The organism is Balneola vulgaris DSM 17893 (assembly GCF_000375465.1).
Taxonomy (GTDB): domain Bacteria; phylum Bacteroidota; class Rhodothermia; order Balneolales; family Balneolaceae; genus Balneola; species Balneola vulgaris.
On sequence record NZ_AQXH01000004.1, the window covers coordinates 13674 to 24616 of the forward strand.

Sequence of the window (10943 nt, forward strand, 5' to 3'; positions counted from 1 at the left end):
CCGTAACCACTATATCGATCCCAAGTGATAGGTACATTTATATCTTGCAGTGCATTTAGATCTCTAAAAATAGTCCTTCGACTTACATCAAAGTACTCGGCCAATTCGTCTACGGTCTTTTTCTGCCCCTTTTCTTGGAGCATCAACATTAACTTTAGCCTTCTTTCTGAACTCTTCACTTGATGCGCTCCAGCATTACAATGCCTTTTCCATCATAGAATTCGCCCATAAAATCAGCATCTAATTTTATTACCTGCATCGATACATGCTCTTTTATCGCCTCGTATTCTTTAAGCGACTCTCTCCATCCCTTTAAAAAAATCAATTTACTCCACGCTTTAACACCTACAAAACCGTACAACTCGTTAAGTTTAAATGCGTGCTTAGTTACTATAACCGTATCATTTTCGGTAGGCACATCTGCAATACTCCCCGCAACTCCCTTCGTTCTATCGCCGATTTTTAAAGAAGATATCATAGCATTGCTAGCAAATATCTTCTTAGTAACAATATCGTTGAGCACCACTTGCTCAAGTTCTTTTACACATATGGCTAATGGAATCCCCGGAAGTCCACCCCCTGACCCTGCATCCACAAGGCTTCTATCTTTAGCATCTAGAAATAAGTTCACAAACAAACAATGCCCCACATGCTCAAGCAATGTTTCACGTGAAACATCACGACTCACAAGGTTTACTTTCTTATTCCACCATAACAACTGATCGGCATAAGCAATCAATTCTTTTTTATGATCATCATATAAGGATGAAATCTGGCCTAGCTGTTCTTTTGTAATAATAGATATAGAGGGTTCCACGTGAAACCTATCCTTTTAAATAAACCATAAGTACCGAAACATCTGAGGCAGAAACCCCACTAATGCGACTTGCCTGACCGATGGTCTCAGGCTTAATCTTAGACATCTTTTGATATCCTTCGGTAGAAAGGCTTTTAATTTTGGTGTAATCAAGGTCTGCAGGAATTGGCGTAGTCTCTTTTTGACTGAGTTCTTGAACCATCTCCCACTCCTTTTCTATATATCCAGAGTATTTGATCTGAATTTCGGCCTGCTCAATCACATACTTATTGGTTGTAATTTCATGAACCGCTTCTTTTAAACCCTCGTCCCCTTCCATCATATCCTTTAAGGAAACTTGAGGTCGAGCTAACACAGACTGTGCCTTAACAGGCTGATTTAATCCGGATGTGCCTAGTGATTCCAGTGTGGAGTTTAACACCTCTGGTCTTACCGTTTGGTTCGACAATAGATCAAGTAATGCATTTACCTCTTCCTTCTTTTGAAGCATGCGATCATAACGCTCCTTAGAAGCCAAGCCTATCTTATAGCCCAATTCCGTTAATCGTAAATCCGCATTGTCTTGTCTGAGTAAAATTCTATGCTCAGCCCTAGAAGTAAACATTCGGTAAGGTTCTTCAGTACCTTTATTGATTAAGTCGTCAATCAATACACCGATATAAGCTTCAGATCTTTTAAGTATCAATGACTCCTTACCCGCAACTTTAAGTGCCGCATTAATTCCCGCCATTAATCCTTGGCAAGCAGCCTCTTCATAACCTGTAGTTCCGTTAATTTGCCCTGCAAAATATAGACCCTCAACAAGCTTCGTTTCTAAGGTTCTTTTAATTTGATGAGGCGGGAAGTAATCATACTCGATGGCGTAACCCGGTCGAATCATCACTACTTCTTCAAATCCTGGAATTGTACGAAGTGCTTCATACTGCACTTCTTCTGGAAGAGAAGTAGAAAAACCATTAAGATACATTTCATAAGTATTCCAACCTTCCGGTTCGAGAAATAACTGATGACGATCTTTATCTGCAAAACGATTAATCTTGTCTTCAATACTTGGGCAATAACGAGGCCCCACAGATTTGATACGACCATTAAACATTGGACTACGATCAAATCCAGTTTTTAAGACTTCATGCACTTCATCATTGGTATATCCAATCCAACAGGTAAGTTGCTCTTCTTTTGGAATTATATCATCTGTTAAAAAAGAAAAGGGAACCGGGTTATCATCTCCATCTTGAACTTCAAGTTTAGAGTAATCTATACTACGCCCGTCAACCCTAGGAGGAGTTCCTGTTTTTAATCTACCTACTTCGAAACCACTGTTTTCTAATGCTGCTGAAATACCTACAGAAGCACGCTCCCCTGAGCGACCACCTCCATAGTTAGAGTCGCCAATATGGATGAGTCCATTTAAAAAAGTGCCGCTCGTCAGAACAACCGATTTACTATAAAACTTTTGGCCAGTTTGGGTAACAACTCCTTCAACTACATTTTGATCGTTAATTATAAGATCAACAACGTTGTCTTGGCGAAAGGTTAAATTCTCTTTGGCTTCTAAAAGCTCACGCATCTTTTGTGCATACAACATGCGATCACTTTGGCAACGAGGACTCCACATAGCCGGCCCCTTGCTCATATTTAGCATTTTGAACTGTACCCCTGAGGCATCACTCACAATTCCAGAGAGTCCGCCTAGAGCATCAATCTCTCTTACTAACTGTCCTTTTGCAATACCGCCCATAGCAGGATTACAAGACATCTTAGCAATGGCTTCTAGATTCATAGTAATAAGTAGAGTCTTGGCACCAAGTTGTGCGGCTGCACCGGCTGCTTCACTACCGGCATGCCCAGCTCCTACTACGATAACGTCATAAGATGGGTAAATGGTTGACATAGGAGAATTAAACCATATTGTTTAAAAAGAAAAAGCCTTGAACCAAATGATTCAAGGCTTTTGCGATCCGGAAGGGACTCGAACCCTCGACCTCCTGCGTGACAGGCAGGCGTTCTAACCAACTGAACTACCGGACCAATCGAGAGCACCAAATATACGGTTCATTCCGAAAGAGAGTCAACCCTATTTGGAAATTTTTTTAACTATTTTTTTAGCTCTGCTTCTATAGCTGATGTAAGCTCTTTACTCTCTGGTTTAACGCCACTTCTGAAACGCCTAATTAGGGTTCCATCTTTAGAAACTAGAAACTTTTCGAAGTTCCATTTAATCTCGCCCGTGAAGTCTGGGTTCTCTAATGAAGTGAGATAAGTGAACAATTCATCTTGGTCATCGCCTTTAACCGACACTTTAGAGAACATAGGGAACTCAACCCCATACTCAAGTGTGCAGAATTGTTTAATCTCTTCATCAGTACCAGGTTCTTGACCTTTGAAGTTATTGGCAGGAAAACCAAGTATCACAAAACCGTCATCCTTATAAGTTTCATAAATTTTTTGTAGCCCTTCATACTGAGGAGTGTATCCACATTTTGATGCTACATTTACAATAAGTACTGTTTTACCTTTATACATTGAGAGCGGAGTTGCATTTCCATCAATATCATTGCGAGTAAATTCGTAAATAGAATCTGGATTTATAGCCATTGAGAACATTCCTATGAATGAAAAAAGAATAAATAGTAGTTTCATAAAATAAAGCGTTGGTTTGACGTTACTCACTCAATTTAATAATGCTTAAATTAATTCCCATGAAGCAAATTATATTACTCCTTACGTTCTTACTTACCGCCCCGACATTACAAGCTCAAATGTTCTCTGTTGGTGAAAGCGACTCTAGACCTCAGAGAAGCTCTTCAAATTATATCTATCTAGGTTACTCACCCATCAACTTTGATTATACCGGAGATGAGAGCGCCGTTCGAGATGAGGAACGTTTAGATTTTGAAGAATCAGGCGTGACTATCGGTTTTGAAACTCCTTTTGTAAATGGATCCATCCTCTTCGCAAATAAACTAACCGGATCCGATGATGCCCGTTTTCTGAAGTTGAACCTATACTACCTAAACTCTTTCAATTTTGTGCAAAGAGAACGATTTGTTTTAGGCGTGCCATTAAAGTTAGAATCGAATTTAACCAGCGTTAGAAATAGCACGGCTAGTAATGAGTTTAACCAATCCGTTTTTTCTTTTGGAGCAGGCGCTTTCATGAAATTTCGAAAAATAGAGTCTTGGGCTTTTGAAGTAAATACTATTCCATCCTATGGGTTTAGTAGTTCCAATGGTGGGCTTTTTGGCGGCTCAAACAAATCGTTGACAGCAAGTGCCCGCCTCAAGTTGCTAAACTTAATTGGGAACCGTTCTTTAAGCATTGGATATGATTATAAACTCTCAGTTTATGATATTGATGCGGAGAACTTTGATTACGATTTAAACTATCACCTCTTTACAATGGGAATTTCTTTGTGAAAGCAGATAAGCTATTACTAGAACTTGAGCAATTATTAGAGCAATGTGGCTACACCCTTCGAAAAGAACGCGGATCTTTCAGGGGTAATGATTGTATGGTTATGGGAGATCGATTAGTTATAGTAAACAAGAATAAGCCAACAGAAGCACAAATAGGTACCATTGCTCGGGTGCTGGGTGAAGCAGACCTCACGGGCATCTATATCAAACCCGCCGTTAAAAAAGAATTGGGCATTATTTGGGATCGCCTTTCTGTTACCCCTGCTAATGCGAGCGACGAATTGGATTTTGAGTCATGAAATTAACCTTCTTAGGCACTGGAACTTCTATGGGTGTACCTGTTGCTGGAGGTTATGGAAGTGAACGCCTTAGCTCTGACCCTAGAAATACACGAACACGATGCTCGGTATGGATTCAAACCGATGAAACTTCCGTATTGATCGATGCGGGTCCAGAGTTTAGAATTCAAAGTATACGTGCTAAGATTCGCAATATCGATCATGTGTTACTGACGCATGAACATATGGATCATGTAGCAGGTTTGGATGACTTAAGAGCCTATAACTATGTACAGAAAGGCCCTATCCCAGTGTACTCCTCAAAACGATGTTTAGATTCTGTTCGTAAACGCTTTGATTATATGTTTGGGGAGAAAAAGTATCCTGGATCTACCTCCCTTGAGTTAAAAGAGATATCTCAATCAATAGTATTGAATGATATCAAAGTTACCCCACTGGAAGTGTTACATGGTTCGCTTGAAATACTCGGCTTTAGAATAAACGATCTGTGCTATCTAACAGATGTTAAGAGTATTCCCGAGGAAACTAAGAAGCTCATCAAAGGCTCTAAAGTAATGGTGCTTAGCGGTTTACGATGGGGCCCAGAACACCCTACTCATTTAACTATTCCTGAAGCTGCAGCAATAGCCCATGAGCTAGGCATACAGCAAACCTATTTAATTCATATGAATAGTGAAGTCGAACATTCGGAAGTCAATAAAAAATTACCTTCCAATGTCCGACTAGCATATGATGAACAAGTAGTTCTAATCGATTAAAGAAACTTCTTTAAGTCGTCGGATCCTTTTAACTGCTCTACAATTTCCTTCACCCCTTGGGCCTGAGTGAGATCACAAACCAAGATCGCATCATCAGTTTCTACAAAAGCAACGTTTTCTAGTCCAACAAACGAGATCATCTTTTCTGTCTTAGACACCACTAAGTTATTGGTTGATCCTGCGAAAGTAGCATTTAAAGTCTGAACAGCATTGCCATCCTTATTTTTCTCTGCTAATTCATATACGGCCGTCCAACTTCCAACGTCATTCCAACCAAAATCACCCGGCACTACAAAAACCTGCTTAGCGCCCTCCATTACTCCATAATCAATAGAGATTGATTCACATTCGTAATAAAAGTCGTTTATGCTCACTTTATGCATATCGGTGTATAACTCAGGTGAAGCTAGTTTCACTTGCTCATACATATCTGGTAGTTGGCGTTTGAATTCCTTTAGAATAGAATCCGCTCTCCAAATAAACATCCCACTATTCCAGTAATAATCGCCCGAATCTAAAAACTGCTGTGCGGTAATGGCGTCCGGTTTTTCTTTAAAGGCTTGTACTTTCTCAACGGCACGACCTGCATGCTCTTCAGAATCTTGCTTATCCGCATGAATATACCCGAAGCCTGTTTCAGCACGGTTCGGTTCTATACCTATAGTAACTAAATCATCCCCTTGTTCTGCTTTTGCAACTGCAGACTTAAGTACTTTTAGAAACTCGTCTGGATTGGTAATGTGATGGTCGGCAGGAAGTACTACCATCACAGCATCCGGGTCTTTTTTATAAAGAAGTTCAGCGGCAATTGCTACACAAGGAGCCGTGTTCTTTGCCACCGGTTCCCCTACTATATTTTCTTCTGGCACCTTTGGAAGTTGCTCCTTCACTATATCCGCGTAATCCGCATTGGTAACCACCATGATTCGTTCTTGTGGAATCACTTCTTTTATGCGATCGGCCGTATTTTGAATCATTGTGTTTTTACCAAACAGATTTAAAAACTGCTTTGGAAGTGCTTTTGTGCTTTGTGGCCAAAATCGGGTTCCTGATCCACCTGCCATTATTACGGCATATACCATGTGTTAACTCCTTTTAGATAGGGCAACTATCAAAATTATAAATATCGTGTGGCTTCAAAATAGAAATTTATCTATCTCGATTCAGTAAGAACTTTGCGAAGGGTGAATTTAAAGGTAGAGCCAACATTTACTTTACTCTCGAATTTAAACTGCTCTCCATGGGCTTCAATAATATGCTTCACAATTGCGAGACCTAGCCCAGTGCCGCCACGTTCTCTCGATCTTGACTTATCTACTCTAAAGAAACGTTCTGTAACTCGAGGTAAATCGGTCTCATCAATACCAATGCCGGTATCTTGAACTGATATCACTACTCTATTTTTATCCTTTTTGAACTGCTCAACGGCAATGGTGACTTTCCCTTGAGGGATGTTGTACTTCACCCCATTTTCAATCAAGTTGATTAGCACCTGTTTAATCTGATTTTTATCCGCCTTTACCCTCAGGTTTTTATCAAAGTCATCCATCAAAATACTTACATGATCCCTTTCAGCTTTATGCTGCAAGCTATCTACGATATCATGTATCACCTCGTACAAATAAAAGGCTTCGATTTCAGACTTCAACTCCCCCGTTTCTAGTTTGGAGATTTCCATCAAATCTTTGGTGAGGTATATCAAACGATTCACATTACGCATCGTTTTCTTCAAGAACTCTCTATTTACATTTTCATCTTCGAGAGCTCCATTCAGTAGGGTTTCTACGAATCCTTGAATGGCAAAAATAGGCGTCTTCAGCTCATGAGAAATATCGCCTATAAATTCCTTACGGTAGTTTTCGATGCGGTTAAGTCGCTGGATCTCTCTTTCAACGGTTCTGCTCGACTTGATGAGTTGCTTAACTAAGTAATCCATCTCATCATTATAAGGGGAAGTTACGCTTTCGTATTCATCAAAGCGTTTCTTAGAGATGTTTTTAGAGACTTGCTCTATAGTTTCGATACGAGCGTGTTGCACCTTAAAGTTGATGACATAACTCACACCAAACACGAGAACAAACGCACCCCCCGACCACGCCAGGGAATACCAAATATTAAGCGGTACTAAAAAAGCTAAAATCAGGAAACAAAGCGCCGCTGTTGACAACGCTGTATATGCGGCTACTCTAAAGCCTAATTTAAAGAAAGGAGCTTTTTTCTTTTTCTTTGGTGTCATTCCTTAAATCGATAACCCACGCCTTTTACCGTTTCAATGTAATGGTCGCCTAGTTTTTCGCGGATTTTTCTTACGTGAACATCCACTGTTCGATCCACTACATAGATGTTATCGCCCCAAACTCTATTTAGAAGTGTCTGGCGATCTAATACTCTTCCTTTTCGACTAGCTAGAAAAAATAGGAGTTCAAATTCCTTTCTAGGCAATTGAAATTCTTCTTCCCCTCTTTGTACGATATATCGATCTTTATCAATAAGCAGGTCGTGAACGTCTAGGCGGTTCACCGACTCCTCTTTTTCATCGAATCGTCTTAAAACTGCTTTGATACGTGATAGTAACTTAACGGTACTAATGGGTTTTGTGATGTAATCATCTCCGCCCTTATTTAGCCCTTCAACTTCTGTTTTCTCATCACTACGGGCCGTTAAGAAAATAATAGGAGTGCCTTTGAGCTCGTCATCCTTTCGGATTTCTTCAACTGCTTGTAAGCCATCCATCTTTGGCATCATGATGTCTAGAAGGATTAAATCTGGTTTGTGCTCACGAGCAACTTCAATACCTTGCTCTCCATTTTCGGCTTTTAAGACCTCAAAGCCTTCTTTTCGGAGGTTATATTCGATCAGATCTAAAAGATCTTTTTCATCATCTACTACTAGAATGGTTTGCTTTGACACAACAGCGGGTTTGGTTACAGTAAAATCTTGAAATCAATGGTACTAATGTCTTTCATTAATATAAAATGAACAAATTGTTACCAACTATTGAGTCAATTTTTATTTAAAAGGCTCAATGCTTTTTTAATTCCACTTGCTACAGTCTTAACATCTTCAATTTGTAAGGCTTTTACCGCCGCTGCTTCCGCATCTTTCTTTTTGAAGCCCAATGATTCTAATGCCTGAGTTACTTCATCTACGGTTGAGTTTTTAGGCGCACTTGCAGCGGATGATGAAGTCGTCTTTACTTCCCCTAGTTTATCTTTCAATTCAAGGATGATCCGCTCTGCCGTTTTCTTACCAATACCTGGTACTCTCGATAAGGCGGCTACATCGGAAGTAGTTATAGCACTCACTAAATGATCAGCCGGTAAACCAGAAACAATGGTTACACCAGATTTAGGGCCTACGCCTTTAACGGTGATTAATTTTTCGAAAAGCTGCTTTTCTTCTTTGGTATAAAACCCAAAGAGTCGCTCGTCGCTATCGGTGATATGATGATGAATCAAAAGTTTTACTTCAAGGCCTTCCTTGAGCTGAGCTAAAGTCTGGGATGAGACTTCCACTCCATATCCAACGCCATGAACTTCAAGATGAACCATACCTTCTTCAAGTTCTTCAACCATACCTTTTAGAAATGTGATCATATCCCTTTTACTCTATCTGGATTTTTAGCGATGAAATCGGCCCAATCCGACTTCTTATTATTTTGGTGGGTCTTATTTGAACCGGTTGGAATCCCTCTTTTACCCTTCATGTAATGGCACCACGCTACCGCTAGTGCATCCGTGGCATCATTCTTTAGCTTTTCATTGGGTAGTTGAACCGTTTTGCTCAACATGAACGCAACTTGTTCTTTACTTGCATTACCGTTTCCAGTAATGGCTTTTTTAACCACTTTTGGGAAATACTCAAAGGCAGGTAAGTCACAATTTTTGATAGCAAGAATAGCCGCTGCTTGTGCTCGGCCTAACTTCAGCATGGCTTGAGGGTCAACCCCATAAACCGGTGTTTCTACCGCACAAGCTGTTGGTTTGTTAGAACGAATTATACCTGATATTTGATCGAATATGTACTTAAGACGGTCGGAGTGGTCATCCATGTGGGCCATCTTAAGTACATCACAACGTAAAGCAATCAGTTGCCCTTTCTCCTCAGTAAGGATAGCATACCCGGTAACACGGGAGCCAGGATCTATACCAAGGATTATATCAGGCATAATTGCTTATTGAATCTATAGTTTACTCTTCGCCTTCTGAGTAAAGTTTTGCTAGGTCGTTCATCATCTCTTCAGAAATACCATTTGTTACAAAACCACCATCGTGGAATAAGTTCTGCATGGTAACTTTGCGAGTAAAGTCAGAGAACATCGCCACACAATAGTCGGCACATTCATCCGCTGTTGGGTTCCCAAGAGGAGACAGCTTCTCAGCGAAGGTGTACATTCCGTCAAATCCTTTGATACCTGAACCAGCTGACGTTTTAGTTGGCGCTTGAGAAATAGTATTCACACGAATACCTCTGCTTGCCAATCTACTTCCGTAGTTACGAGCAATACTTTCTAACAATGCCTTCGCGTCGTTCATATCCGAATACTTCGAGAAAATTCTCTGTGCACCGATGTATGAAAGAGCAATTACACTTCCGCCGTCGTTAAGTACACCCATTTTGTCTGCATGGTGCAGAATACGGTGTAAAGAGATTGCTGAGATATCCAGTGATTGCTGGAACCACTTGTAGTTCAGGTCGGTATATTCTTTTTTCTTACGAATGTTAGGCGACATTCCGATTGCATGAAGAATGAAGTCAACACCACCGAATTCTTCTTTTACTTTCTCCATCATTGAAGTGATGTCGTCATCATTGGTGGCATCACAAGGAATAATAGTTGCGCCCGTCTCTTCCGCTAATGCATCTAAGGTTCCTAAACGAAGTGCAATAGGTGCGTTTGATAACACAAAGTCAGCTCCTTCTCGCTTACATGCTACGGCTACTCTCCATGCGATACTGCGATCGTCGAGCGCTCCGAAAATAATTCCTTTTTTACCTTTTAGTAATCCGTGACCTTCACTCATTGTGTGTACTATTATTTTATCAGTTTACTTTTGTCGAAAACAACCCATTATGATAAATGACTGCTGGGCTGATTATGATGAGCCTAAAATCTGCATATTTGCCTTAAAATGATAGCGCAATTGAATAGGGAAAAATGAGTGCTGTATTTGTGTGGAATCGAGATTTTTATTTATAATCAGAACATGTCTATAAAGTTCAAAAGAAATATATACTTAGATAAACTATCTAAGATCATAGATGTCGATTATACTTCGAAAACACCTACGCTCTCCTTCATTTATGCCGATGGTGTAGCCCGAGGATGGATTCTTGTCGCTACTATAAGTACTCCCTATGTACTTTGGTTGCTCTATAAACTTCGAAAGTTTAATTGGATTGTCAGTTTTCTAGTCTTTGTATTAGCTCCTTTCATCTACAGCTATAATGTCACCTCAATAAATGCCGTGCTGTTGATACGAGCCGTGGCGGCGGTAAATTGGGTGGTATTTCTCATACTCTTAAAAAACAGCTATAGAAACTGGCAAGAACCTATTTTCACACATTCACCGGAATCTGATTTCAGAGATACATAATTACACACTATTCACTGATCCTGCTATTGATTCCCCATATGAATTCCATAAAA

13 protein-coding genes, 1 tRNA gene and 1 pseudogene are annotated in these 10943 nt (G+C 40.1%); 4 read left to right on the forward strand and 11 right to left on the reverse strand.

Going from position 1 to position 10943, the window contains the following annotated elements:
- Positions 1 to 14 precede the first annotated feature (14 nt).
- From B155_RS14110 to B155_RS0109545, 5 genes and pseudogenes are all read right to left on the reverse strand, one after another.
- Positions 15 to 179, reverse strand: a pseudogene (locus B155_RS14110) (HTH domain-containing protein); the annotation flags it as partial.
- Positions 176 to 817, reverse strand: coding sequence for an RsmG family class I SAM-dependent methyltransferase (locus B155_RS13630; protein ID WP_018128038.1), 642 nt, complete (start codon positions 815 to 817; stop codon positions 176 to 178). The gene B155_RS13630 and the pseudogene B155_RS14110, both read right to left, overlap by 4 nt.
- Positions 818 to 824: 7 nt before the next feature.
- On the reverse strand, positions 825 to 2711 hold the full coding sequence (gene mnmG, locus B155_RS0109535) for a tRNA uridine-5-carboxymethylaminomethyl(34) synthesis enzyme MnmG (RefSeq protein WP_018128039.1): 1887 nt from the start codon (positions 2709 to 2711) through the stop codon (positions 825 to 827).
- A gap of 63 nt (positions 2712 to 2774) precedes the next feature.
- Positions 2775 to 2848 (reverse strand) — tRNA-Asp (locus B155_RS0109540).
- A 66-nt stretch (positions 2849 to 2914) separates the two neighbouring features.
- Positions 2915 to 3460, reverse strand: coding sequence for a glutathione peroxidase (locus B155_RS0109545; protein WP_018128040.1), 546 nt, complete (start codon positions 3458 to 3460; stop codon positions 2915 to 2917).
- 59 nt (positions 3461 to 3519) lie between these two features.
- On the opposite strand from B155_RS0109545, the gene B155_RS0109550 reads away from it, so the two are divergent.
- The 3 genes from B155_RS0109550 to B155_RS0109560 are packed head-to-tail and all read left to right on the forward strand — an operon-like array spanning position 3520 to position 5293.
- Positions 3520 to 4236, forward strand: a complete 717-nt coding sequence (locus B155_RS0109550; RefSeq protein WP_157464835.1) for a hypothetical protein — start codon at positions 3520 to 3522, stop codon at positions 4234 to 4236.
- The gene (locus tag B155_RS0109555; RefSeq protein ID WP_018128042.1) at positions 4233 to 4535 is read left to right on the forward strand and encodes a hypothetical protein; all 303 of its coding nucleotides are present in this window, start codon (positions 4233 to 4235) and stop codon (positions 4533 to 4535) included. The genes B155_RS0109550 and B155_RS0109555 overlap by 4 nt, the downstream gene beginning before the upstream one ends.
- Complete coding sequence (locus B155_RS0109560; protein ID WP_018128043.1) at positions 4532 to 5293, forward strand: MBL fold metallo-hydrolase; 762 nt, start codon at positions 4532 to 4534, stop codon at positions 5291 to 5293. The genes B155_RS0109555 and B155_RS0109560 overlap by 4 nt, the downstream gene beginning before the upstream one ends.
- Here the strand turns inward: B155_RS0109560 and B155_RS0109565 are convergent.
- From B155_RS0109565 to B155_RS0109590, 6 genes are all read right to left on the reverse strand, one after another.
- Complete coding sequence (locus B155_RS0109565) at positions 5290 to 6375, reverse strand: mannose-1-phosphate guanylyltransferase (protein WP_018128044.1); 1086 nt, start codon at positions 6373 to 6375, stop codon at positions 5290 to 5292. The genes B155_RS0109560 and B155_RS0109565 overlap by 4 nt on opposite strands.
- A gap of 71 nt (positions 6376 to 6446) precedes the next feature.
- The gene (locus B155_RS0109570; RefSeq protein WP_018128045.1) at positions 6447 to 7529 is read right to left on the reverse strand and encodes a sensor histidine kinase; all 1083 of its coding nucleotides are present in this window, start codon (positions 7527 to 7529) and stop codon (positions 6447 to 6449) included.
- The gene (locus B155_RS0109575) at positions 7526 to 8203 is read right to left on the reverse strand and encodes a response regulator (RefSeq protein WP_018128046.1); all 678 of its coding nucleotides are present in this window, start codon (positions 8201 to 8203) and stop codon (positions 7526 to 7528) included. Before B155_RS0109575 ends, B155_RS0109570 begins: the two co-directional genes overlap by 4 nt.
- A 92-nt stretch (positions 8204 to 8295) precedes the next feature.
- Complete coding sequence (ruvA, locus tag B155_RS0109580; protein ID WP_018128047.1) at positions 8296 to 8889, reverse strand: Holliday junction branch migration protein RuvA; 594 nt, start codon at positions 8887 to 8889, stop codon at positions 8296 to 8298.
- The gene (gene ruvC / locus B155_RS0109585) at positions 8886 to 9461 is read right to left on the reverse strand and encodes a crossover junction endodeoxyribonuclease RuvC (protein ID WP_018128048.1); all 576 of its coding nucleotides are present in this window, start codon (positions 9459 to 9461) and stop codon (positions 8886 to 8888) included. Before ruvC ends, ruvA begins: the two co-directional genes overlap by 4 nt.
- Positions 9462 to 9483: 22 nt before the next feature.
- Entirely contained in the window at positions 9484 to 10317 is an 834-nt protein-coding gene (locus B155_RS0109590; protein ID WP_018128049.1) for an enoyl-ACP reductase FabI, read from the reverse strand.
- Between the two features lie 183 nt (positions 10318 to 10500).
- On the opposite strand from B155_RS0109590, the gene B155_RS0109595 reads away from it, so the two are divergent.
- Positions 10501 to 10890, forward strand: a complete 390-nt coding sequence (locus B155_RS0109595) for a hypothetical protein (RefSeq protein WP_018128050.1) — start codon at positions 10501 to 10503, stop codon at positions 10888 to 10890.
- Positions 10891 to 10943 lie beyond the last annotated feature (53 nt).